The organism is Dactylosporangium sp. NPDC050588 (assembly GCF_040654975.1).
GTDB lineage: Bacteria > Actinomycetota > Actinomycetes > Mycobacteriales > Micromonosporaceae > Dactylosporangium > Dactylosporangium maewongense.
This window is the reverse complement of the sequence record NZ_JBFAJA010000013.1, coordinates 94,994-118,013: the sequence shown is the minus strand read 5'-3', so window position 1 is coordinate 118,013 and position 23,020 is coordinate 94,994. Positions and strand designations below refer to the sequence as shown.

Annotated in this window: 25 protein-coding genes; 16 read left to right on the top strand and 9 right to left on the bottom strand. The window is 71.1% G+C overall.

What is annotated here, in order from left to right:
* Positions 1–458 precede the first annotated feature (458 nt).
* Together AB0I21_RS11310 and AB0I21_RS11305 are read right to left on the bottom strand one after the other, a co-directional pair.
* Entirely contained in the window at positions 459–2,207 is a 1,749-nt protein-coding gene (locus AB0I21_RS11310; protein WP_360560311.1) for a hypothetical protein, read from the bottom strand.
* Between the two features lie 128 nt (positions 2,208–2,335).
* Positions 2,336–3,379 carry a MoxR family ATPase gene (locus AB0I21_RS11305; RefSeq protein ID WP_360560309.1) on the bottom strand — a complete coding sequence of 348 codons (1,044 nt, stop codon included), beginning with the start codon at positions 3,377–3,379 and terminating at the stop codon, positions 2,336–2,338.
* Between the two features lie 109 nt (positions 3,380–3,488).
* Between AB0I21_RS11305 and AB0I21_RS11300 the strand changes: the two genes are divergently transcribed.
* Positions 3,489–3,704, top strand: a complete 216-nt coding sequence (locus AB0I21_RS11300; RefSeq protein ID WP_344503688.1) for a biotin/lipoyl-binding carrier protein — start codon at positions 3,489–3,491, stop codon at positions 3,702–3,704.
* Positions 3,701–4,213, top strand: coding sequence for a GNAT family N-acetyltransferase (locus AB0I21_RS11295; protein WP_360560257.1), 513 nt, complete (start codon positions 3,701–3,703; stop codon positions 4,211–4,213). Before AB0I21_RS11300 ends, AB0I21_RS11295 begins: the two co-directional genes overlap by 4 nt.
* 193 nt (positions 4,214–4,406) lie before the next feature.
* Here the strand turns inward: AB0I21_RS11295 and AB0I21_RS11290 are convergent, their stop codons facing one another.
* Positions 4,407–5,039: a helix-turn-helix domain-containing protein gene (locus tag AB0I21_RS11290; protein ID WP_360560255.1), complete on the bottom strand. Its 633-nt coding sequence runs from the start codon at positions 5,037–5,039 to the stop codon at positions 4,407–4,409.
* Positions 5,040–5,138: 99 nt separating this feature from the next.
* On the opposite strand from AB0I21_RS11290, the gene AB0I21_RS11285 reads away from it, so the two are divergent.
* Positions 5,139–6,680, top strand: coding sequence for an MDR family MFS transporter (locus AB0I21_RS11285; protein ID WP_360560253.1), 1,542 nt, complete (start codon positions 5,139–5,141; stop codon positions 6,678–6,680).
* A 134-nt stretch (positions 6,681–6,814) separates the two neighbouring features.
* Entirely contained in the window at positions 6,815–7,843 is a 1,029-nt protein-coding gene (locus AB0I21_RS11280; protein ID WP_360560307.1) for an SIS domain-containing protein, read from the top strand.
* Here AB0I21_RS11280 and AB0I21_RS11275 read toward each other — a convergent pair.
* A complete protein-coding gene (locus tag AB0I21_RS11275; protein WP_360560252.1) occupies positions 7,818–8,258 on the bottom strand; it encodes a hypothetical protein in 441 nt (146 codons plus the stop codon). The two genes, AB0I21_RS11280 and AB0I21_RS11275, sit on opposite strands and share 26 nt — an antisense overlap.
* Positions 8,259–8,280: 22 nt before the next feature.
* On the opposite strand from AB0I21_RS11275, the gene AB0I21_RS11270 reads away from it, so the two are divergent.
* The 6 genes from AB0I21_RS11270 to AB0I21_RS11245 all read left to right on the top strand — a co-directional run bounded on the left by AB0I21_RS11270 (position 8,281) and on the right by AB0I21_RS11245 (position 14,374).
* Positions 8,281–9,780 carry a histidine kinase N-terminal domain-containing protein gene (locus tag AB0I21_RS11270; RefSeq protein WP_360560251.1) on the top strand — a complete coding sequence of 500 codons (1,500 nt, stop codon included), beginning with the start codon at positions 8,281–8,283 and terminating at the stop codon, positions 9,778–9,780.
* 389 nt (positions 9,781–10,169) lie between these two features.
* Positions 10,170–11,903: a nitrite/sulfite reductase gene (locus AB0I21_RS11265; RefSeq protein ID WP_360560249.1), complete on the top strand. Its 1,734-nt coding sequence runs from the start codon at positions 10,170–10,172 to the stop codon at positions 11,901–11,903.
* A gap of 154 nt (positions 11,904–12,057) precedes the next feature.
* The gene (locus AB0I21_RS11260) at positions 12,058–12,768 is read left to right on the top strand and encodes a phosphoadenylyl-sulfate reductase (RefSeq protein ID WP_360560248.1); all 711 of its coding nucleotides are present in this window, start codon (positions 12,058–12,060) and stop codon (positions 12,766–12,768) included.
* Complete coding sequence (locus tag AB0I21_RS11255) at positions 12,765–13,505, top strand: CbiX/SirB N-terminal domain-containing protein (RefSeq protein WP_360560247.1); 741 nt, start codon at positions 12,765–12,767, stop codon at positions 13,503–13,505. The genes AB0I21_RS11260 and AB0I21_RS11255 overlap by 4 nt, the downstream gene beginning before the upstream one ends.
* Positions 13,506–13,540: 35 nt before the next feature.
* Positions 13,541–13,978, top strand: coding sequence for a zf-TFIIB domain-containing protein (locus AB0I21_RS11250; protein ID WP_360560245.1), 438 nt, complete (start codon positions 13,541–13,543; stop codon positions 13,976–13,978).
* Between the two features lie 69 nt (positions 13,979–14,047).
* Positions 14,048–14,374 carry a zf-TFIIB domain-containing protein gene (locus tag AB0I21_RS11245; RefSeq protein ID WP_360560243.1) on the top strand — a complete coding sequence of 109 codons (327 nt, stop codon included), beginning with the start codon at positions 14,048–14,050 and terminating at the stop codon, positions 14,372–14,374.
* A 149-nt stretch (positions 14,375–14,523) separates the two neighbouring features.
* Here the strand turns inward: AB0I21_RS11245 and AB0I21_RS11240 are convergent, their stop codons facing one another.
* Entirely contained in the window at positions 14,524–14,781 is a 258-nt protein-coding gene (locus AB0I21_RS11240; RefSeq protein ID WP_033358446.1) for a WhiB family transcriptional regulator, read from the bottom strand.
* Positions 14,782–15,162: 381 nt separating this feature from the next.
* Complete coding sequence (locus tag AB0I21_RS11235) at positions 15,163–16,098, bottom strand: diacylglycerol kinase family protein (protein WP_360560241.1); 936 nt, start codon at positions 16,096–16,098, stop codon at positions 15,163–15,165.
* An 85-nt stretch (positions 16,099–16,183) separates the two neighbouring features.
* On the opposite strand from AB0I21_RS11235, the gene AB0I21_RS11230 reads away from it, so the two are divergent.
* Both AB0I21_RS11230 and AB0I21_RS11225 read left to right on the top strand, forming a co-directional pair.
* Positions 16,184–16,579: a hypothetical protein gene (locus AB0I21_RS11230; protein ID WP_360560240.1), complete on the top strand. Its 396-nt coding sequence runs from the start codon at positions 16,184–16,186 to the stop codon at positions 16,577–16,579.
* A 61-nt stretch (positions 16,580–16,640) separates the two neighbouring features.
* Positions 16,641–17,381, top strand: a complete 741-nt coding sequence (locus tag AB0I21_RS11225; RefSeq protein ID WP_360560239.1) for an FCD domain-containing protein — start codon at positions 16,641–16,643, stop codon at positions 17,379–17,381.
* Between the two features lie 153 nt (positions 17,382–17,534).
* Here AB0I21_RS11225 and AB0I21_RS11220 read toward each other — a convergent pair whose 3' ends face one another.
* The 3 genes from AB0I21_RS11220 to sodN all read right to left on the bottom strand — a co-directional run bounded on the left by AB0I21_RS11220 (position 17,535) and on the right by sodN (position 18,946).
* Positions 17,535–17,963: an ATP-binding protein gene (locus AB0I21_RS11220; RefSeq protein WP_344503674.1), complete on the bottom strand. Its 429-nt coding sequence runs from the start codon at positions 17,961–17,963 to the stop codon at positions 17,535–17,537.
* A 25-nt stretch (positions 17,964–17,988) separates the two neighbouring features.
* Positions 17,989–18,474: a GNAT family N-acetyltransferase gene (locus AB0I21_RS11215; protein ID WP_360560237.1), complete on the bottom strand. Its 486-nt coding sequence runs from the start codon at positions 18,472–18,474 to the stop codon at positions 17,989–17,991.
* Positions 18,475–18,541: 67 nt separating this feature from the next.
* On the bottom strand, positions 18,542–18,946 hold the full coding sequence (sodN, locus tag AB0I21_RS11210; RefSeq protein WP_344503672.1) for a superoxide dismutase, Ni: 405 nt from the start codon (positions 18,944–18,946) through the stop codon (positions 18,542–18,544).
* Positions 18,947–19,016: 70 nt separating this feature from the next.
* Between sodN and AB0I21_RS11205 the strand changes: the two genes are divergently transcribed.
* The 4 genes from AB0I21_RS11205 (at position 19,017) to AB0I21_RS11190 (ending at position 22,929) form a co-directional block, all read left to right on the top strand.
* Positions 19,017–19,331 carry a S24/S26 family peptidase gene (locus AB0I21_RS11205; RefSeq protein ID WP_360560306.1) on the top strand — a complete coding sequence of 105 codons (315 nt, stop codon included), beginning with the start codon at positions 19,017–19,019 and terminating at the stop codon, positions 19,329–19,331.
* A 174-nt stretch (positions 19,332–19,505) separates the two neighbouring features.
* On the top strand, positions 19,506–20,624 hold the full coding sequence (locus AB0I21_RS11200; RefSeq protein WP_360560304.1) for an NADP-dependent malic enzyme: 1,119 nt from the start codon (positions 19,506–19,508) through the stop codon (positions 20,622–20,624).
* On the top strand, positions 20,621–21,574 hold the full coding sequence (locus AB0I21_RS11195; protein ID WP_360560302.1) for a zinc-binding dehydrogenase: 954 nt from the start codon (positions 20,621–20,623) through the stop codon (positions 21,572–21,574). The genes AB0I21_RS11200 and AB0I21_RS11195 overlap by 4 nt, the downstream gene beginning before the upstream one ends.
* A 1,133-nt stretch (positions 21,575–22,707) precedes the next feature.
* Positions 22,708–22,929 carry a hypothetical protein gene (locus AB0I21_RS11190; RefSeq protein ID WP_360560235.1) on the top strand — a complete coding sequence of 74 codons (222 nt, stop codon included), beginning with the start codon at positions 22,708–22,710 and terminating at the stop codon, positions 22,927–22,929.
* The last annotated feature ends 91 nt before the right edge of the window (positions 22,930–23,020 follow it).

The following is a 23,020-nucleotide window of genomic DNA, read 5'->3' as shown; positions in this document are numbered from 1 at the left end:
TGTTTCCTGGCCGCCGTCCTCGCATGGTCCAGCGCCGATTCGGTGCTTCCACACCATCGTTGGCATTCACGACCCATCTACATCACACCGACCGCTGGCGTCGCGCTCGCCGTCGTGGTTCACGACCAGTGCTGCCCCACGCTGATCACCGAACTCGCGCGGGCGGGTCTTGGTGGCCCGCCGGGGCGATCGTGGCCGTGGGCGTCGTGATCGATGTCGTGTGGTGGTTGTCCGGGCGGCCAGGGTCGTCCTTCGATCATGGTGGCTGGGTGCTTGGCCGAGGGGTTCGGGCAATTCGGGTCGGCTGTCCTGGTTGCTGTCTGCGGGTGGGACTTGGCATCCGCCGCCGCGGTCTTCTCTGTGGGGCGGTCGGGGTCGTGGTTGGAGTGATCGGAGGCGTGTGGTGGGTGGGGGCCTTGGATCACGGCGGGTGAGGGTGGTTCGTCAGGCCCGGGGGGTCAGCGGAGGCGGAAGACTGGGCCTCGGGGGGTGAAGGGGAGGCGGGTGGTTTCCGGGATGAGGAAGGCGTGCTCGCGGCGTACGCGGACGGGGTCGCAGTAGCCGTCGGTGATGATCAGGATCGGGGCGTCGGTGGGGAAGTCCGGGGCGCGTTCCAGGAGCTTGATGGCGGGCTGCAGGATGGTGCCGCCGCGGCCCTTCACCTTGACCCGGCCGGCGATGTCGGCGACGGGGAGGTAGCCGGCGTCGTACGCGGCCGCGTCGCAGAACACGACGCGGGCGGCCGGCACGTCGCGGGCGGTGGCGTAGGAGGCGATCGCGCCGAGGGCCTTGCCGAGCAGGGTGCGGTCCATCGAGCCGGAGGTGTCGAGCACGACGCCGAACGTGGCGCGGAAGGACTCCTCCTCGGGCCAGAGCCAGCCGGGCCGCGGGATGTGTGGCGTGGAGCTCTGGCGGCGGGAGGCGCGGGCGTAGGAGCGGCGCGGGGCGGGGGAGCGGACGTGCTCGGCGAACCAGCGGGCGAGCTGCGCGTCCCACGGCAGCGGCGGGTGGTCCAGGGCGCGGATCTCCTCGACCAGGCCGGACGGCAGGAAGCCACGGCCGTTGGACTCGTGGAAGGCCAGGCCGGTCGCGAGGGCGCGGCGGTAGTACTCGTCGAGCTCGGTGCCGCGGTGGGTACGGCGGGCGTCGCTGAGGATGTCGCCCATGCCGCGGCCCCGCAGCGTGCCGAGGCGGCGCAGGCGGCGCAGGTCGGTGGCGATGAGGTCGTACACCTCCTCGGCGCCGGCGTCCTTGAAGCGCGGGTCGTACAGGACGCCTTCGGGTAGGTCGCCGACGGCCATCTCGACGAGCCAGCCGTTGATGACGTAGTCGGTGGCGACGTTCCACAGGTACGGGTCGCGGTGCGCGATCCGGTCGCCGTGGCGCAGGGCGGCGTGCAGCATCTCGTGCGCGATGACGAAGCGGCGCTCCTCCGTGGTGAGCGGCGCGAGAGGGTTGACGTAGATCTCGGCGGCGGACGGGTCGACGGCGGCGACGCTGATCGACAGCTCGCGGGCCACGGCGACGTCGCTGACGATGGTGAAGCCCGCGGCCAGGCCGGCCAGCAGCGGATACGACGAAACGAACCAGCGCCGGGCGACCTCCCATGCCTCGTCGGTCTTGCGACCCGCGACCGGCCGCAGTGCCCCGGCCTCGTCGACGGCCTCGGCCGCGGCCTGGCCGAGGCCCAGAGCGAAGCGGTCCGGCCACGAAAGCGTGACAGCCGGAAGAGACGCAGCGGAAGAAGTCGGGAGCGATGCGGGCGGCACGAGGTCGGGGCCGGCGCCGCCCGCGGAACAGCCGGACAGGCCGGAAGGAATGCCGGAGATCCGCCAGCGCTCGGCGAGCTGCTCCTCGAAAGCGGTCGGCAGCGGCGGCAGCAGCACCGGAGGGCGGCCGAGCCGCAGCTCCGCCTGGAACCGGGCCACGACAACGCAGCGCGCGACGGCAAGCTCGGTGTCGGGCGGTGAAGCGGCATCCGCCGGCCCGAGGCAGAGGTGGCCGAAGCCGAGGTGCAGCGCGCAGTGCGCGAACACCCAGACCCACTCGTCGGGCTCCAGCGGCGAGTGCTTGTTGGCGATCACCGTGCCGTCGGCGTGCACCCGGGCGTGGCCGCGGTCGCGGATCAGCTGCGTGTCCTCCGCCCACTGCATCCGCAGCGCCCGCGGGTCGTTGCCGGTCGGGTCGCTGGCGAGGGCGCGGAACATGGGGTTGCCGGACACCGCGGACCAGGCGTGCTGGGCCGCCTCCAGCCGCCGATCGACCTTCCTGGCGCCACGAGCGGCGCCACGAGCGGCGGCACCTTGAGCGGCGGCGGCACCGCCGCGGGCGGCGCTCATGCCCGGGCGGCGACGAGGCGCGGCAGGTCGCGGGTCACCTCGACCAGGAACCACGCCGGCAGCGCGGGCATCCCGGCCTCGTCGGCGGCGATGACGAGCTGCGCGCACTCCAGGGAGATCTCGGCGAGCTCGACCAGCAGACCCTTGGCCCGCACCGAGAAGCGGCGCACGGACGGCGAGGCGTGCTCGCGGCTGGCCGGCAGGTCCTTCACGAGCCGGGCCCGGAAGGCCTCGGCGAAGAAGTACAGCAGGTCGCGGTCGGTCGGGTCGCGGGGCCAGGACGCGTCGCCGCGCACGATGGCGTCCAGGCCGTAGCGGTGGCGGACGGTCTTGACGTACGCGCAGAACGCCGACGCGTGCGAGGGCGTCAGTGTGCCGGCGGTGAGGACCCGGAGAAGGTCCTCGTCGATGTCCTGGCCGAAGGAGAGCAGCGCGTCGGAGAGCATGTGCCAGGAGCGCGGGGTCGAGAACGGCTCCTCGGTCTTCGGCGGCTTGGACCAGAGGTGGTCGGGCCGCTGGGTGAGGTAGTCGGTCACCCACCCGTGCAGGCCGGCGCCGGCCGCCCACAGCAGCCAGTCGTCGGCGCTCGCCCGCAGGTGCACGTGGATGAGCCGGTTGAGCAGAGCGGACGCCATCGGCCGGGCGAGCGCGTTGTCGGAGGCCCGGTTGCCGGCGCCGATCACGATCGATCCGGCGGGCAGCTCGTACGAGCCGATCCGCCGGTCGAGGATGAGAGAGTAGAACGCCTTCTGCACCTCGGGCGAGGCGGAGTTGAGCTCGTCGAGGAAGAGGCAGTAGGGCTCGTCGCGGGCGATCGACTCCGGCGGCGCGAAGCGGCTGCGGCCGTCGCGCAGCTCGGGCACGCCGATGAGGTCCTCGGGCGCCAACTGCGTGCCGATGAGGGTGACGCAGTCCAGCCCGAGGGCCGCCGCGAACTCCTTCACCAGCGAGCTCTTGCCGATGCCGGGCTGACCCCACACGAAGACGGGCCGCACCACCGCGACATGCAGCAGCACGCCGGGCAGTCCCGCCGGGGTCACCGTGATGGTCGATTCCACGGGGCCATGATGCGTTCGCCGTACAGTCGAGCGCGACCGGGTTTCGCGCGGATATGCTGCGGTTCGCAATCCGACGTCAAAGGAGACCGGGATGTCCGACGAGATCCGTGCCGAGATGGTGGCCAACGTCTGGAAGATCACCACTGAGGTCGGTGCCGAGGTCAGCGAGGGCGACACCCTCGTGATCCTGGAATCGATGAAGATGGAGATCCCCGTCGTCGCCGAGTCGGAGGGCACGGTCAGCCAGATCGCCGTCAACGAGGGCGACGTGGTGCAGGAAGGCGATCTCATCGCCGTGATCGGGTGACGCGGCAGCCGCCGCTGGTCCGGCGGGCGGACCCGGAGGACCACGCCGGCGTCGCGCGGCTGACGGTGGCGGCGTATCGCGCCGACGGCCAGCTGGACGACGAGCACGGCTATGCCGACGTGCTGGCCGACGTCACGACCCGGGCGGCGCACTGCGAGATTCTGGTCGCCGCCGATGGTGATGTACTGCTGGGCGCGGTCGCGTTCGTGCTGCCCGGCACCCGGTATGCGGAGCTGTCGCGCCCGGGCGAGGCCGAGTTCAGGATGCTGGCCGTCGATCCGGCGGCGCAGCGGCGGGGGGTGGCGCGGGCGCTGGTCCGCGCCTGCGTCGACCGCGCGACCGTCCTCGGCTGCGGGTCGATGGTGATCTGTACGCGGGACCGCAACAGCGCCGCGCTGGCGCTCTACGACTCCTTCGGCTTCGTCCGCGAGCCGGCGCTGGACTGGACGCCGGTCGAAGGCGTCAACCTGCTCGGCCTGCGCCTGAAGCTGCCGACCACCGCGACCTGACCCCCGCGACCTGAGCCCCACGGCGCGGGCCGGCCGCCGCGCGATCACCGCGACCTGAGCCCCACGGCGCGGGCCGGCCGCCGCGCGATCACCGCGACCTGAGCCCCACGGCGCGGGCCGGCCGCCGCGCGATCACCCGCGGCCTGAGGCCGGCGGCGCGGGCCGGTGGGTGCCGGCCGCCGCGACCCGGCCGTCACTCGCCGGCGTCCGCCAGGCGCATCAGGTCCTCGGCGACCACCAGGGACGCCTCGCGGCGGTCCTGCGGGCTGAGGTCGTCGCGCCCGCGGAGCAGGAAGTGGCCCGCGTGGATGGTGAAGATCGCCATGGCCCGGCGCAGCTGCTGGACCGTGGACTCCTGCGGGTCCATCAGGAAGCCGAAGACGCGCTCCATCTGCTCCTTCATGAGCTTGCCCGCCGGCAGCGTGTTGATGAGCGTCTGGTTGCGCTCGAAGAAGCGGATCACGTGCTCGTGCTTGGCGGTGTCGTGCAGCACGAAGTAGCGCTGGAGGAACTCGATCCGCGTCGCCTCCGTGCGCGGCTGCGCCTCCGCCCACTCCATCAGCGCGTCGACGGCCGCGATGCGGTGCTCGATGAGGCTGTTGACGATGTCGTCCTTGGTCGGGAAGTGGTAGTAGAGCGCGGCCTTGGTGACGCCGAGCTTCTCCGCGATCTCCCGCAGCGAGGTCTTGTCGTAGCCGTCCTCGATGAACATCTCCAGGGCCACCCGCCGGATGTGCGCGCGCACGTCCTCGGTCTCGGCGTCGTCGGTCCGGATCCGGTTCCGCCCCCGCACGACCCGCGCTGCTGCCTGCTGGTTCTGCTCCATCGGGACCATCCTACGTGAACTGACTTGACGAGCGGCTAGTACGAACTTACCGTACGGCTAGTAAGTCAACTAGCCGGCCGACAAGTAAGGTGTGCCACGATGTCTGACAAGCGCCTCAGAGTCGTCCTGCCAGGGCTGCTCATGGCGATGCTCCTGGCGATGCTCGACAACGTGATCGTCGGCACCGCGATGCCCCGCATCGTCGGTGACCTGGGCGGCGTCGACCACCTGTCGTGGGTCGTCACCGCGTATGTCCTCGGCTCGACGGTGTCCACGCCGATCTGGGGCAAGCTCGGCGACCTGTACGGGCGGAAGACGGTCTTCCTGACCTCGATCGTGCTGTTCCTGCTCGGCTCGGTGCTGTGCGGCTTCTCCCAGGACATGCCGCAGCTGATCGGCTTCCGCGCGTTCCAGGGCCTCGGCGCCGGTGGTCTCATGGTCGGCGCGATGGCCGTCCTCGGCGAGCTCGTGTCGCCGCGCGAGCGGGGCAAGTACCAGGGCCAGTTCGCCGCGGTCATGGCGGTCGCGATGGTCGGCGGCCCGCTCGTCGGCGGCTTCATCACCGACCACGCCGACTGGCGCTGGGCGTTCTTCGTCAACCTGCCGCTCGGCGGCGCGGCGCTGGCGCTGCTCGCGCTGAAGCTCGACATGCCGAAGAAGCGCACCGAGCACCGGATCGACTGGCTCGGCGCGGCCCTGCTCTCGGCCGGCGTCACCGCGCTGGTCCTGATCACCACGTGGGGCGGCAACCAGTACGCGTGGGGCTCCGCGCAGATCGCCGGCCTGGCCGCCCTGGCCGTGGTTTCGCTCGCCGCGTTCATGGTCGTCGAGCGGCGTCACCCGGAGCCGATCCTGCCGCTGGCCATCTTCCGCAACCGCAACTTCAGCCTGGTCGCGGGCATCGGCTTCCTGGTCGGGTTCGCCATGTTCGGCGCGATCACGTTCCTGCCGCTGTACCAGCAGATCGTGCAGGGCGCTTCGGCCACCAACTCCGGGCTGCTCCTGCTGCCGATGATGGGCGGTCTGCTGGTGACCTCGCTGGTGGCCGGCCAGATGATCACCAAGACCGGCAAGTACCGGATCTTCCCGGTGATCGGCGGGTTCGTCATGATCGTGGCGATGGTCCTGCTGTCGCGGCTGGACTCGGACACCTCGAAGACCGAGTCGGCGATCTACATGGCCGTCCTCGGCCTGGGCATGGGCTTCCTGATGCAGACCTCGATGCTCATCGCGCAGAACAGCGTGGAGCTCAAGGATCTGGGCGTGGCGAGCAGCACCTCGACGTTCGCCCGCTCGATCGGCGGCGCGTTCGGCGTGGCGGCGTTCGGCGCGATCTTCAACCACCGGCTGCACGACCTGCTCGCGGAGAAGGTCGGCGACCAGGCGGCGGACCAGCTCGCCGGCGGCGGTGGCGGCGGCGCCTCGATCGGCCCGGCGACGCTCGGCCAGCTGCCCGCCGGGGTGCGCACCGCGGTGATCGACGCGATCGCCGGCGCGACGTCCAGCGTGTTCCTCTGGGCGATCGCGGCGACGGTGCTGGTGCCGCTGCTCGCGATCTTCATCCGCGAGGTCGCGCTGCGCGGCGGCCCCGAGGCGCCCGACGAGCAGGCGGAGAGCACGCTGGTTGCGCAGGAGGGCTAGTTTCGCGCACGCTGTGCGCGAAGTTGCGGCGAAAACTGGCGTCTGGTGCGCGAAGCTGCCAAACTTTGAGCAGTAACGCGCATCAGACGCCAGCACATAGAGGAGTAGCCGTGACCGAGCAGCCCGGTGCCGGGATGCAGGCGGACATCGCCGAGCAGCCGGCCGTGTTCGCGAGGCTCGTCGACGAGCAGGCGGGCGCGATCGCCGCCGTCGCCGAGCGGATCGCGCAGTGGCAGCCCCGCAACGTGATCTTCACGGCGCGCGGCACGTCGGACCACGCCGCGCTGTACGCGGCGTACCTCACCGAGATCCGCCTCGGCATCCCCGTCGGCCTGGCCTCGCCGTCGGCGATGACGCTCTACGGCGCCCGCCCCGACCTGCGCGACACGCTCGTCGTCGGCGTCAGCCAGAGCGGCGGCTCGCCCGACCTGCGCGAGGTGCTGCGGGTCGCCGGCGAGCAGGGCGCGCACACCCTCGCCGTCACCAACAACGCCGAGTCGCCCCTGGCCCAGGTCGCCGAGCTGCACGTCGACGTCGTCGCCGGGCACGAGATCGCGGTCGCCGCGACCAAGACCTACACCGCGGAGCTGCTCGCGCTGCTCATGCTGGTGGAGAGCATCAAGGGCGGCGGCACACTGCCCGCCGAGGAGCTCGCCGCGCTGCGCGAGCTGCCCGGCCACGCGGAGCGCGTCCTCGCCGACGACACCGCCGCCGACCTCGCCGCCCGCTACCGGTTCGCGGACCGGATCGTGACCACGGGCCGCGGCTACGCGTACCCGACGGCGCGCGAGACCGCGCTCAAGCTGATGGAGACGTCCTACGTGGCCGGTCTCGCGTTCTCCGGCGCCGACCTGCTGCACGGCCCCCTCGCGATGGCCGACCCCGACGTGCCGGTCCTCGCCGTCGTTGGCGGCGGTCCCGCCGGCGCGTCGATGCGCGACGTCGTCGGCCGGCTCGGCGAGCGCCGCGCCGACGTGGTCGTCTTCGGCCCGTCGAAGGTCGACGGTGCGGCCGGCTGGGTGCCGACCCCCGAGGTCGACGAGCGCTACGCGCCGCTGCTGGACATCCTGCCGCTGCAGCGCCTCGCCCTGTCTCTCGCCCTGCACCGGGGTGAGAACCCCGACGCGCCGCGCGGCCTCAAGAAGGTGACGGCGACGCTGTAACGGCGACATCGACGACGGCGGGGCGGCCTTCGCGCAGCGCCCGCGTCTCGAACGCCACCGGGGGCCGGTCACCGACCAGGATCTGGTAGGTCGGCCGGCTCCCGGACAGGTTCAGCAGCTCGAACGAGAAATTGCAGCGGTACGCCCCGCCCGTCGCCGCCAGTACACCGGCCGCCAACGTCGTCACGGCGACCACCTTGCCGCCCTGATCAGCCACCTTCACCGTCGCCCCGGAGGCGATGTCCGGCATCGGGGCCAGGCACGGGGTGCCCGGGATGCCGGTCGCCGCGCCCGCCACGCTCACGTAGCCGTGCAGCTGGAACCCGTCGGGCTTGCTGGTCTCGTCGGCGCGGCCCACCCACCCGCAGCCGCCGAGGGTGAGCACGAGGACAAGGGCAGGCAACAGGCGACGCACGGGCCCACCATAGTCTGTAACGGTGTCGACCCTGCGTGACCTCGTCGAGGAGCACACCTCCCTCGCGCCCGAGGACATCGAGCACCTGCACCGCCTCGCCGGCGACTGGCAGATCGTGTCCGATCTGTCCTTCGCCGACCTGCTCATGTGGGTGCCGATCGCGGACCGCGGCGAGTTCCTGTGCGTCGCGCAGGTGCGGCCGACGACCGCCCCGACCGCCTATCAGGACGACCAGGTCGGGCGCGTCGCCGGCGGACCCGAGGTGGCGCACCTCGCGATCGTCCGGGCGCAGGGCAGGATCTGGCGGGAGGGGGATCCCGTCTGGTACGGCGACATGCCCGCCCGCCACGAGGCGATCCCGGTCCGCCGCCGGGGCGAGACGCAGGTCATCGCCGTCGTCGGCCGGGACACCAACCTCAGCACCGCCCGGACCCCGGCGCAGCTGGAGCTCAACTACCTGACCACCGCCGACGACCTGGCGCAGATGATCGCCGACGGCACGTTCCCGCCGCCGCGGCACCCGGGCGAGACCACCAGCGCCCCGCGCATCGGCGACGGCCTGGTCCGGCTCGACGCGTCCGGCAAGGTCACCTACGCCAGCCCCAACGCGCAGTCGGCGTACCGGCGGCTCGGGCTCGCCGCGCACCTCGTGGGCGAGAGCCTCGCCGAGATCACCGGCCGGCTCTGCGACGATCCCCTCGAGGGCAAGGACGCCACGGACCGGGTCCACTCGGCGCTGCGCGGCGACGCGCCCGCCCGCAAGGAGCTGGAGGCGCGCGGCGCGACCGTGCTCATGCGGGCGCTGCCGCTGATGCCGGCGGGCGTGCCGATCGGGGCGCTCGTCCTGGTCCGCGACATCACCGAGGTCCGCCGCCGCGACCGGCAGCTCATGACGAAGGACGCGACGATCCGGGAGATCCACCACCGGGTCAAGAACAACCTGCAGACCGTCGCCGCGCTGCTGCGGCTGCAGGCCCGCCGGGTCGGGGTCCCGGCCGCCCGGCACGCGCTGGAGGAGTCGGTGCGGAGGGTCGCCTCCATCGCCCTGGTGCACGAGACCCTCTCGATGTCGGCGTCGGACACCGCGGACGAGGCGGTCGAGTTCGACGGGATCGTGGACCGGGTCGCGGCCGCGGCCGTCGAGGTGGCCGCCGCCGACTTCACCGTGGCGCTGCGCCGGGACGGCGACTTCGGCGTGCTGCCCGCGGAGATCGCCACGCCGCTCGTCATGGTCCTCAACGAACTGCTGCAGAACGCCGTGGAGCACGCGTTCGAGCCGCGTGGTGAGCAGGACCCGGAGGTCGTCGTCTCCGTGCACCGCTTCCGCAAGCAGCTGCACGTCACCGTCGCCGACAACGGCCGCGGCCTGCCCGACGGGTTCGACCTGGACAGCAGCGAGCGGCTCGGGCTGCAGATCGTGCGGACGCTCGCGACGGGGGAGCTGCGCGGCACGATCGAGCTGCGCACCCGGGCCGGCGGCGGCACGGAGGCTGTGATGGTCGTCCCGCTGGCGAAACGCTGAAACCTACCGCACTGTGGGACCGCCGGCCATTGCCGGTCGGCGGCCTGCCCATTCCGGTCTATCTTTCCTATCGGCTGAGTCTTCTTTGGGTTACGTCCTGGTGACGCGGGTTTGAGACAACCCTCACGCCGACGTGGCGTAAGGACCGGTCGACGTGGAAGACTGCACCCTATGCACGCTGCTTCTCTGCGGCTCGTCAGCCGCCGACACGTCGACTACGGTCGCGTGCGCAGCGCCATGTGTCCGGCTTGCTGAACGCCGCCCGTTAATTCTTTCTTCGGGCGCGCGACTCGCGCCGGATTCTTCATGACATCGACGTCATCCATCGCGCATCTTCCGCGATAGGCCGGCGCAGGCTCGCGTGCTCTCAACCCTGAGAGGACGCCGACATGACGGTGAACACCGTCCCGGCAGACAACGCCGCACCCGCTCCCCGTCCTGCCGCCCGCGGCGCTCGGGCCGGAGCCGGTGGGCGCCCTCGCGGCGAGGGGCAGTGGGCGCTCGGCCACCGGGAGCCGCTCAACCCCAACGAGCGCAGCAAGAAGGACGACAACCCGCTCAACGTCCGGGCCCGCATCGAGTCGATCTACGCGCACCGCGGCTTCGACTCGATCGACCCCGCTGACCTGCGCGGACGGTTCCGCTGGTTCGGGCTGTACACGCAGCGCAAGCCCGGCATCGACGGCGGCCGGACCGCGATCCTCGAGCCCGAGGAGCTCGACGACAAGTACTTCATGCTGCGCATCCGCAGCGACGGTGGCCAGCTGAGCCTCGCCCAGCTGCGCACGATCGCGTCGATCGCCACCCGCTTCGCCCGCGACACCGCCGACATCACCGACCGGCAGAACATCCAGCTGCACTGGATCCGCGTCGAGGACGTCCCGCAGATCTGGCGGGAGCTCGAGGCGGTCGGCCTGTCCACGACCGAGGCCTGCGGCGACACCCCGCGGGTCGTGCTCGGCAGCCCGATCGCCGGCGTCGCGGAGAGCGAGGTGCTCGACCCGACCGAGGCGATCAACGAGATCACCGAGAAGTACGTCGGCGACCCGACGCTGTCCAACCTGCCGCGCAAGTTCAAGACCTCGATCTCGTGGCTGCCGGACACCCCGTACGAGGCGAACGACGTCTCCTTCGTCGGCGTGATCCACCCGGAGCACGGCCCCGGCTTCGACCTCTGGGTCGGCGGCGGCCTGTCGACGAACCCGATGCTGGCGGTGCGCCTCGGCGTGTGGGTGCCGCTGCACGAGGTCGTCGACGCGTGGCACGGCGTCATCCAGATCTTCCGCGACTACGGGTACCGCCGCCTGCGCAGCCGCGCCCGGCTGAAGTTCCTGGTCGCCGACTGGGGCGCGGCGAAGTTCCGCGAGGTGCTGGAGACCGAGTACCTCAAGCGCCCGCTGATCGACGGCCCGTCGCCGGAGCTGCCGGAGAAGCCGATCGACCACATCGGCGTGCACAAGCAGTGGGACGGCAAGTACTTCGTCGGCGCCGCGCCCATCGCGGGCCGCAGCTCCGGCGCCCAGCTCGCCAAGGTCGCCGACCTCGCCGAGCGGTTCGGCAGCGACCGGGTGCGGCTCACCCCGTACCAGAAACTCATCGTCCTCGACATCGCCGAGGCCGACACCGAGGCGGTCGTGCTGGGCCTGCGCGAGGCCGGGCTGGAGGCCCGCCCGTCCACCTGGCGGCGCAGCACGATGGCGTGCACCGGCATCGAGTTCTGCAAGCTGGCGATCGTCGAGACGAAGGCCCGCGCCGCCGAGCTGGTGGAGCACCTGGAGGCGAAGGTCGCCGAGCTCGACGCCGACATCTCCATCCACCTCAACGGCTGCCCCAACGCCTGCGCCCGCACGCAGGTGGCCGACATCGGCCTCAAGGGCATGCTCGTGCGCGACGACGCCACCGGCGACATGGTCGAGGGCTTCCAGATCCACCTGGGTGGCGGCCTGGGCATGGCGGCGGGGCAGAACGCCGGCTTCGGGCGCAAGCTCCGCGGCCTGAAGACCACCGCCGCCGACCTGCCCTCGTACGTCGAGCGGGTCGCCAGCCACTACCTCGCCGGTCGCTCGGCTGGTGAGTCGTTCGCCCACTGGGTCATGCGGGCTCCGGAGGAGGAACTCCGATGAGCGAGCGGATGGCTCCCTTGTACTGCCCGTACTGCGGGGACGAGGACCTACGGCCACACGAGGACACGCACGGCGCATGGGAGTGCCGCAGCTGCGCGCGGGTCTTCTCACTGAAATTCCTGGGGCTTGCGGCACGAATGTTGGAGGCGAAGCGATGAGCACAGCCGTTGCACGTACCCGAGAAGAGTCCATCGCCCTGGCCAAGGAGGCGTCGGCCCAGCTGGAGGGCAAGACCGCCGACAAGATCGTGGAGTGGGCCGCCGGCGAGTTCGGCGACCGGTTCTGTGTGACCAGCTCGTTCGCCGACGCCGTGCTCGCCCACGTCGTGTCGAAGGTCGTGCCCGGCGTGCCGGTCATCTTCCTCGACACCGGCCTGCACTTCGCCGAGACGCTCCGCGTGCGCGAGGTCGTCCAGCGGACCCTCCCGGTGACGGTCCGCTCGATCCGTCCGCGGCAGACCGTCGCCGAGCAGGACGCCGAGTTCGGGCCGCGGCTCTACGCCCGCGACCCCGACGAGTGCTGCTTCCTGCGCAAGATCGAGCCGCTGGAGCGGGCCCTCGAGGACTACGACGCGTGGGCCGCCGGCCTGCGCCGCGACGAGTCGCCGAGCCGCGCCAACACGCCGATCGTGAGCTTCGAGCAGGCCCGCGGCAAGTTCAAGGTCTCGCCGCTGGCGCAGTGGACGCAGGCCGACGTCGACGCGTACATCTCCCGCTACAACGTCCCGGTGAACGCCCTCATGCGGCAGGGGTACGCCTCCGTCGGCTGCTGGCCGTGCACCCGGCGGACCCCTCCCGGCGGCGACCCGCGCGGCGGGCGCTGGCCGATGTTCGACAAGACCGAGTGCGGTCTCCACACGGGATGACAGCTGTCTTACTGGTGGCGCACGGGTCCTCCGACCCGCGGGCGGCGGCCTCGACGAGAGCCCTCGCCCGCGCGGTCGCGGCCCAGCGCCCCGGGCTGGACGTTCGGACGTCGTTCCTCGATCACGCGGGGCCCCGACCGGATGCGGTCCTGTTTGACATGCAGCGGCTCGGTCATTCCTCTGCGGTGGTGGTACCGCTGCTGCTGACCTCCGCATTTCATGGCCGGGTGGACCTGCCGGCGGTCATCGACCGGGCTGTCTCGGAGGGCCTCCGGCTCCGGGTGTACGTCACGGACGTGCTCGGGCCGGTCGGCGGGGTCGTGCCGCCGCTCCTCGTCGCGGCGCTGCGCCGGCAGCTCGGTGACCTTGCGGCGGACGGCGTTGTCATGATCGCCGCCGGTACCCGCGACGACCTGGCCAGGCACACCGTCGACCTGGCCGCCGCCGAGCTCGGGCGGACGCTCGGGCTGCCGTGCCGCGCGGCGTTCGCCTCCGGGTCGCCGGTCACCGGCGCGGTCGCGGTGTCGGCGCTGCGGGCCGCCGGCTGTGAGCGGGTGGCGATCTCCTCGTACTTCCTGGCCCCGGGCAGGCTGCACGAGGCCGCCGTCGCCTCCGCCGTGTCCGCGGGCGCCCTCGAACCGGCCGCGCCGCCCCTCGGTCGCGCACTCGACCTGGCCCGCCTGGTGGTTGCCAGGATCGGCCGGGTGTCCCCGAAGACCGTGGATCTCGCCGCCTGAGGGTGGCCTTGGAACCCGGCGGCTACCGTGGACGTATGCAGATGACATGCCCGAAGTGCCGCGGCGAGATGCGGCAGTACGAGCGCAGCGGTGTCACCATCGACCAATGCCTGGAGTGCCGGGGGATCTTCCTCGACCGCGGTGAGCTGGAGAAGATCACCGACGCGGAGAACGCCTGGCGCGGGCGTCAGCAGCAGCCGGGCGCTCCCGGTGTCCCGCCCGGCACCCCCGGATTCCCGCCGCCCGGCTCGCCGCAGGCATATCCGCAGCAGCCCGCCTATGGCCAGCAGCCGTACGGCCAGCCGGTGCACGGCCAGCCTGGATACGGGCAGCCGGCCTATGGTCAGCCCGCATACGGCCAGCCGCACTACCCGCAGCAGCACGGCCACCACGGCCACTATGGTCACTACGGGCATCACAAGAAGCGCAAGAAGCACCACCGCGAGAGCTTCTTCGAGGAGCTGTTCGACTAGCCACACCGGCCGGGTCGCCTGCGGAAACGGCTGATCTCGCGCTTGGTGGCCGAGGGCTACCTTGGGGGTATGCAGATGACATGCCCGAAGTGCCGCGGCACGATGCAGCAGTACGAGCGCAGCGGCGTCACCATCGAACAGTGCCTGGAGTGCCGGGGAACGTTCCTGGACCGCGGCGAGCTGGAGCGGCTGATCAACGTCGAGTCCGCCGCCATGCGCAACCAGGGATACCCGCCCGGCTACCCGCCGCCCGGATACGGCCAGCCGCCCTACGGCGCCCCCGGCTATGGCGGTTACGGGCAGCCCGGCTATCCGCCGCCCGGCTACGGGCAGCCCTACTACGACGGCCCGAACTTCCCGCCGCCCGGCCCCAACGACCCCCATTATCGTGGGTAGGCAGATTGGTCGTGGCCCGCACGTGAAACGCCCCGGCGCATCGGCCGGGGCGTTTTCGTCTTCGCTGCTGCTCGGGTGTTCGATGCGCTTTAGGCTTGGGTGCGCTTCGGTGCCGGGCTGCGTTTCTTATGGTGCTGTTATGGCTCAGGCTATGCGGAGTGAGCGCGGACCCGCAGGCCGCCGCGACGCTTCATCAAACGACGCTCGTCTTCGCTCATTCCGCCCCAGACGCCTGCGTCCTGACCGGAGTCGAGTGCCCACTGCAGGCAGTCGCTGGTCACGGAGCAGCGCTGGCAGACCGCCTTCGCCTGCTCGACCTGCAGCAACGCCGGGCCCGAAGTTCCGATGGGGAAGAACAGCTCCGGGTCCTCGTCGCGGCAGAGGGCATGGTGGCGCCAGTCCGACATGGCGGCAACACTCCTTGTTGTTTTCGCGGATCGTTGTTAGTGATTCCCTATGTGCATCTCGCGTAACGTCTCGGCTAGGCGGAGCCTGAAGATCCGTAACGCGTGTGCGGGCAACGCTCAGTGTTCGTATCGCTTGTGAATGCTTTCACGAACTACCGCGATGTCAAGGGGTCCAAACCAAGAAAATCCAAGTCGGTGAGCAAGCTCACGCACTGTTTGTCCGATTTTATTGCGTTTAGGGACCCTGAATCGCAACAGTCAGTTACCAATGTAGTACGGTTCGGTCAACGATCGGAGGGGTTTCGGAGATGCGGTCGCGGTGTCTCTGTCGCGACTCTCTGCAACTTTCTCCCCCTTCGGTGGACGACCGCCGGGAGTGACTCAACACACTACGCGTAACGCTCCCGGCACGGACGCGAAATCCAGCTTGTCGCACTCTCCGAGGTACTCCCCGTCGACCTGGAAAGCGATCGGTTTGGCGGCGGTGAGCGTGAACCCGGCAAGATCGTGCATCCGCAGCACCTGCTTGCCCTTCAAGTCGGCGCCGCGAACCAGCTGCGCCATCGTCCGGGCCGTGCTCCCGGCCTGCATCTGCAGCAGGCCCAGCACGTCGAGCCCCGTGTCGAACGAGGCACGCGGATTCGGATCCACCGGCCGCTCGCCGATGTATGTCCATGGTGCAGTGTTCTGCACCAACATCCACGTTAGCCCGGACTTGGCGGGTTCGCCCGGGAGCTCGAGCGTGAGCAGCGGCACCCGGCGGTTCGTCGTCACGTATTGCTGCGCGATCGACCGGAAATACAGCCACGGCGTCGACGTCGAACCGCGGTGCCGGGCCTGATCCACGCGCCGTACGACCTCCGCATCAAGGCCCATACCGGCGCAGAACGTGAAATACCGGTCGTCGGCGCGGCCGAGGCCGACGATCCGCTCCCGCCGGTCCCGCAGCGCCTCAAGAATCGCGCCGGTGCCCTCGGCCCAGTCGCTCGGCAGCCCGAGCGCCCGCGCGAACACGTTCGTGGAGCCACCCGGCACGACCGCGAGCGCCGGGCGCTCCTGCGCGCGCCCCGCGGCCGGGCCGGCGTCGAAGGTCATCAAACCGTTGACCGCCTCGTTGACCGTACCGTCGCCGCCGAGCGTCACGACGAGGTCGAAGCGCTCCCGGGCGGCGTCGCGCGCCAGCTCCACGCCGTGGCCTTTGCGCTGCGTGTATGCCACCTCCAGGTCGACCTGGCTGCGCAGCGCACGCACCAGGATGTCCCGTCCGCGCTCGGTGGTGGTCGTCGCGTTCGGGTTGACGACCAGGAGGGCTCGCATGGGCGGCACTGTACCCGCTCTCCCGCGCGCTAAGGTGAGGTGCACGGGACAGGGCCGGCTGAAGGGAATGCCAGGTGAGCGGGGCGTGAGTGGGACGGCGGCGGCGGAGCGTGAGCCGGCGACCCTGCGGTGGGCGGTGCGGCTGCTGTTCGCGGAGGGCGTCGGGCTGGCCCTGCTCACGCTGGTGATCGTCTATCTGGATGTCACCAGCAAGTCGACGTTCCTCGCCACGGCGCTGTCCTTCACCGGCTACCTGGCGCTCATGACCCTGCTGTTCCTGGGGATCGCCGTCGCGCTGCACCGCCGTCAGCGATGGGCCCGCGGCCCGGGGATCGTCACGCAGATGCTGCAGATGCCGATCGGCTGGACGATGCTCACCCACGGCCAGCCCTACATCGGGGCGCCGCTCTTCGCGCTGGGGCTCGCCGGGGCGATCCTGCTGTTCGCCCCGTCGACGCGGATCGCGCTCGGCATCCGCTGAACGTACGACCTGTGGCGTTGCTGGGCCCGCCGACGGCAGGCGTGACTTACGCTCGGTGGTCGTGACGGTCGCACCCGCCTATCAGCTCCTCGCCGACCGGCTCCGCGTGGAGATCATGTCCGGTCAGCTCCTACCCGGTGCCCGGCTGCCGACGGAGCCGCAGCTCTGTGAGCAGTCCGGGCTGAGCCGCTCCACCGTCCGCGAGGCGCTCCGCCTGCTGAGCAGCCAGCACCTGATCGTCACCACCCGCGGTGTCAACGGCGGCAGCTTCGTCGCCGAGCCCGACGCCCGCACGCTCGGCGAGTCCCTCACCGACGGCATCGGGCTGCTGCTGGCCAGCGGCGCCGTCAAGGGCGACGACTTCCTCGAGGTCCGCCGGATGCTCGAGGTCCCCGCCGCCGGCCTCGCCGCCGCCCGCCGCGAGCCGTGCCACCTGCGCGATCTCGAGGCCGCGATGTTCGACCCCGAGACCGCGACCCTCGACGAGCGCATCGCCGCGCACTCGGCGTTTCACCTGGCCGTCGCCGCCGCGTCGGGCAACACGCTGCTCTGCCTGATGGTGCGTCCGCTGTACACCGTGAGCGACCGCAAGGCCGCCGCACACAACGCCCCGTTGCCGATGTGGAGGATCATCGACCGGGATCACCGTGCGCTGCTGGCAGCCATCGGGGACCAGGACATCGAGCTCGCGATGGAGATCGCCCGCGGGCACATCGACCACGTCAGGCCGGCGGAGCTCCCGCCGGAGCACGCCCGCACCCCGGTCCCCGGAGTCGCCGCCCTGAAGGAGCGCCCTCTGTAGGCGCCGGCTCCGGTGGCCCGGTCCTACTTCGGGCGGCGCTCGGTCAGGCGGCCCCTTTCGTCCGTCCTACCTCGGGCGGCGCTCGGTCAGGAGGAGCCTTTCGTCCGTCCTGCTTCGGGCGCTGCCTGGTCAGGCGGCCCCTTTGGTCCGGGCCTACTTCGGGCGGCGCTTGGTCAGGCGGATCCGCGCCTGGAGGCCGTCGACCGATGCCGACACCTCGTCGGCGAGCGCGCTGAGCACCTGCCACGCGAAGGACTCGCCCCCGGGCAGCCGCTCCGTCGGCGACCCGAGCGGCACCGACGTCTCGACCGTCAGCGCGTCCGCGGTGACCGTGAACCGGCAGGCCAGCTCGACCGTGTCGCCGAGCTGCGGCGTCTCGCTCGCCACCGCGAGCAGCATCGCGCACGCCTCGTCGACGGCGATGCGCAGGTCTTCGATCTCGTCGAGCGTGAACTGCAGGCGTGCCGCGAGACCCGCGGTCGCGGTGCGCAGCACCCCCAGGTAGGCGGGCGACGCCGGCACGGCCAGCAGCACGACGTCGTCGGCGTCGGATCCGGACCTCTTCGAAACGACCTGAGTCACGCGATGAACCCCCTTGCCCGCGACTCTACGACGTCGCCGCACGCGCCGTGGCGGCGAGTGCGTCCCCGGTGAGCCGGTAGGGCAGCCAGTCCGACTTGTGCCGCGCGCCGAGCGCGTCGTAGAAGCCGCGGGCCGGGTTCCAGTCGAGCACCGCCCACTCCAGCCGCGGGTAGCCGGACTCCACACAGATCTGCGCCAGCTTCGCCACCAGGGCCTTCCCGGCTCCGGTGCCGCGGGCGGCCGGCCGCACGTACAGATCCTCCAGATAGATGCCGTGCACGCCCTCCCACGTGGAGTACGTCCGGAACCACAGCGCCATCCCCACCGTCTCGCCGCCCGTACAGGCGACGTGGCAGAACACCGCCGGCGCCGGAGCGAAGAGCACCGCCCGCAGCTGCTCCTCCGTCAGATGGCACTCCTCGAGGGCCTTCTCGAACTCCGCGAGCTCATACACCATCCCGACGATCGCCGGCACGTCCTCGTCCGTCGCCGTACGAACTTCCATGCTCATCTATGCACCTCGTCCATGAAAAAGCCCTCCACCCCGCTGTGACGGGGTGGAGGGCACCTCTGGCAGGTCAGGCCTGCTTCGTCTCCCAGAAGATCTTCGCGATCTCGTCGATCTTCGCCAGCAGCTGCTCGGCGACGGCCGGGTCGGCCGAGCCCTTCGCGCCGGACGCGCCCGCGAGCTTCGTCGCCTCGTTGAAGAGGCCGTGCAGCTGCGGGTACTTCTCGAAGTGCGGCGGCTTGAAGTAGTCGGTCCACAGCACCCACAGGTGGTGCTTGACCAGCTCGGAACGCTGCTCCTTGATCACCAGTGCCCGGGTGCGAAACTCGGGGTCACTGTTGGCCTGGTACTTCTCGCTGATTGCTTTGACGGACTCGGCCTCAATACGGGCCTGCGCCGGGTCGTAGACACCACACGGCAGGTCGCAGTGGGCGCTCACCACGGTGCGTGGGGTGAATAGCCGCGACAGTCGCATCGAACCCTCCAGGGTGATTTGCGATGATCCTCAGTTGCTGACCCTACTCCTGTCCAAACTCGGGGATTTCATGCGGCTACCGTGGTTCACGGCACTGGTGCACGGCCCGTCCATGGCACCGACGTTGCGCCATGGTGATCGGATTTTCGTTCGCCGTGTCGGGACAGCGCGGCCCGGCGACGTCGTCGTCGGGTGTTTCCGCAGCCGGCCAGGCCTCTTGGTGGTGAAGCGCGTGGCCCGGGCGGAGGCCGGCGGATGGTGGCTGACCGGCGACAACCCCTTCGGATCCGATGATTCCGAGGTGTACGGGCCGGCCGACGTCATCGGACGTGTGACATTTCGCTGGTGGCCACAACCGGTGCGGCTGCGGCGCGGCGCAGCGTAAGGTGATGCGGATACCGGGTCACCCCCGCTGAATCGCATCATGAGCGCTTTCACCACCCATGCGCTTGGCGGAAACACCAGCATTGTCAGACGTGGCAAAGGAGCCCCCGTGTCTGCACCCGTGACCAATCACGCCCTCGAAGGGCCAGTTTTCGACCTCCATCAGGGCGGCAAGATGTCCGTCCAGTCCAGCGTCCCGCTCGCGACCCGTGAAGATCTCGCCCTGGCGTACACGCCGGGCGTCGCCCAGGTCTGCGAGGCCATCGCCGCCGACGAGGCGCTCGTCCACGAGCTGACCTGGGTCGGCCGGGCCGTCGCCGTGGTCACCGACGGCTCGGCGGTGCTCGGACTGGGCAACATCGGCCCGCGCGCCGCGATGCCGGTCATGGAGGGCAAGGCCGTCCTCTTCAAGCAGTTCGGCGGGGTGGACGCGGTGCCGATCTGCCTGGACACCCAGGACCCCGACGAGATCGTCGCGATCGTCACCGCCCTCGCACCGTCGTTCGGCGGCATCAACCTCGAAGACATCTCCGCGCCGCGGTGCTTCGAGATCGAGCGCCGCCTGGAAGCGACCCTGCCGATCCCCGTCTTCCACGACGACCAGCACGGCACCGCGATCGTCGTGCTCGCCGCGCTGCGCAACGCCGCCCGCGTCCTCGGCCGCGAGCTGCACGACCTGCGCATCGTCGTCAGCGGCGCCGGCGCGGCGGGCGTCGCCGTCACCAAGATGCTCATCAGCGGCGGCGCCGACGCCGGCGAGATCGTCGTGCTCGACTCCCGGGGCTGCCTGCACACCGGCCGCACCGACCTGAACCCGGAGAAGTCAGCGCTCGCAGCCCTTACCAACGCCGGCGGCATCACCGGTGACATCGTCAACGCGCTCCGTGGTGCCGACGTCCTCATCGGCGTCTCCGGCGGCACCATCGGCGAGGCGGCGCTGGCCGGCATGTCACCCGGCGGGGCGATCTTCGCCCTCGCGAACCCGACGCCCGAGGTGCACCCGTCGATCGGCGCGCGTTACGCGTCGGTCGTCGCCACCGGCCGCAGCGACTTCCCCAACCAGATCAACAACGTGCTCGCGTTCCCCGGCATCTTCCGCGGCGCGCTGGAAGCCGGCGCGACCCGGATCACCGACGGCATGAAGGTCGCCGCCGCGTCGGCCATCGCCTCGGTGCTGGCCGCGGACGAGCTCTCGACGGGCACGATCGTGCCCAGCGCCCTGGACCCGCGCGTCGCCCCGGCCGTGGCCGCCGCGGTCGCCGCCGCCGCCCGCGTCGACGGTGTGTTGAGATAACCGTCATGCGTGCAGCTTTCGCGTCCAGTTTCAACGACGCCGACCCCCTCGCCGGTCTCACGGTCGGCGAGGCCCCGGCGCCTGTCCCGGGTGACGGCTGGGCCGTGGTGGACGTGCGCGCCAGCGCGCTCAACCACCACGACCTGTGGTCGCTGCGCGGCGTCGGCCTCCGCCCCGAGCAGCTGCCGATGATCCTCGGCTGCGACGCCGCGGGCATCGGCCCCGACGGTGCCGAGGTCGTCGTGTACCCGGTGGTCTTCACCCCGTCGGGCGAGGTCTCGATCCTCTCGGAGTTCTACCAGGGCACCGTCGCCGAGCAGGTCACCGTTCCCGCGTACAACCTCGTGCCGAAGCCGGCGGAGCTCACCTTCGCGGAGGCGGCCTGCCTGCCCACGGCGTGGCTCACCGCCTACCGGATGCTCACCACCAAGGGCCGCGTGGAGCCGGACCAGGCCGTCCTGGTCCAGGGCGCCGGCGGCGGCGTCGCGACCGCCGCGATCCTGCTGGCCCAGGCCCTGGGCGCCCGCGTCTACGCCACCTCCCGCGACGCCTCGAAACGCGAGCGCGTCGCCGCCCTCGGCGCCACCGCGCTGGACTCCGGCGCCCGCCTCCCCGAACGCGTCGACGTCATCATCGAAACCGTCGGCGAGGCCACCTTCGACCACTCGATGAAGTGCGCCAAACACGGCGCCCGCATCGTCGTCTCCGGCGCCACCAGCGGCCACCTCCCGAAGGTCAACCTCCGCCGCATGTTCGCCCTGCAACTGGAGATCCTGGGCACCAGCATGGGCACTCCAGAAGAGCTGTCCGCCCTGATGACCCTCCTCGCCAACACCGGCGTCCGCCCCGTGATCGACTCGATCATCCCCTTCTCCGAAGCCCGCACCGCCTTCGAAAAACTCCACTCCGGCGACGTCTTCGGCAAGATCGTCCTCGACCACACCACCTGACCCTCCCACCCACGCCGTGGGCGTGCCCGGCCCACCCCAGGCACGCCCACCAGCGCCCGCCCCCAGGACCGACGGCCCTTGTCCCACCCAGCCCACACCAACCTGGCTGGAGCCCGCCCCTGCCCAGCGCCAGACCTGCCCCCGCCAGACCTGCCCCCGCTGGCCTTCGACCCGGTCGGATCTCGCTGGTCCCAGCCCTGGCCGACGTCAGACCTGACCAGCACTGGACTTGACCCCGCTGGCCTTGGACTCGCTGGCCTTGACCATGCCGGATCTCGCGGGGTCTCGGCCCTGGCTGGTCTCGGCCCTGGCTGGTCTCGGCCCTGGCTGGTCTCGGCCCTGGCTGGTGTCAGACCTGACCGGCGCTGGAGTTGACCTCGCTGGCCTTGGACTCGCTGGCCTTGACCGGGCCGGATCTCGCTGGTCTCGGCCCTGGCCGTCAGACCTGACCGGCGCTGGACTTGACCCCGCTGGACTTGGACTCGCTGGCCTTGACCAGGCCGGATCTCGCGGGGTCTCGGCCCTGGCTGGTCTCGGCCCTGGCTGGTCTCGGCCCTGGCTGGTGTCAGACCTGACCGGCGCTGGAGTTGACCTCGCTGGACTTGGACTCGCTGGCCTTGACCGGGCCGGATCTCGCGGGGTCTCGGCCCTGGCCGTCAGACCTGACCGGCGCTGGACTTGACCCCGCTGGGTCTGGCCTCGCTGGCCTTTGACCCGGCAGGATCTCGCTGGTCTCGGCCCTGACTGGTGCCAGACCTGACCCGCGTCAGGCTTAACCCCCGCTGGCTCTGACTTCGGGCTGGACGTGACCCCGTGATCCGCGCTGGACCTGGCCAGCCAGACCTGACCCGCGCTGACCTAGCCGGCGGCGCAAGCGGTGGCGTCGCGGCGATGGGCGTACGGCGGCGGCCCGACTGGCGTCCCCGTGGAACAGGCTGTTGCCGCCGGTGAGTGGTCGTGGGCGGGTCGTCTTGGTGGCGCTCGATTGCGAACTCGAGCCGGAGCAGGTGTGCGGTTGCCCGACTCGGTGCCCGCGGTGGGGCTGCCGGTCGGCGACATGAGGCTGCGACTTGCGAAGCGACGAGTCGGCCGGCGGATCAGCCCCAGGCAGGCCGCACGGCTGTTGTGCGTTGGTGACGGCGGTGCGGGTGGCCGGCCCGGTCGCGGCGATGCGGCCGGACGTGCTGCTGATCGGACGGCCCGCGATGGCGATCGTGGTGCGAACGCTCGGTGGGCTGGAGTGGTTTGCGATCCTGGCCGGGTCGTCGTGCCGGACCGCTGCGGCGGCGCAAGGGCGGCTGACGGTCGGGCGGGCGGGCTGGCTGACGGTGCCGGGCGGATCGTCGGGCCACTGAGCACTGACACCGCCTCGGGCGGTGGCGGCGTCGTTGCCCTGCCGACGGACTGTGGCCGTGGCGGCGTTGCTTCCCTGCGGGTGGATTGCGG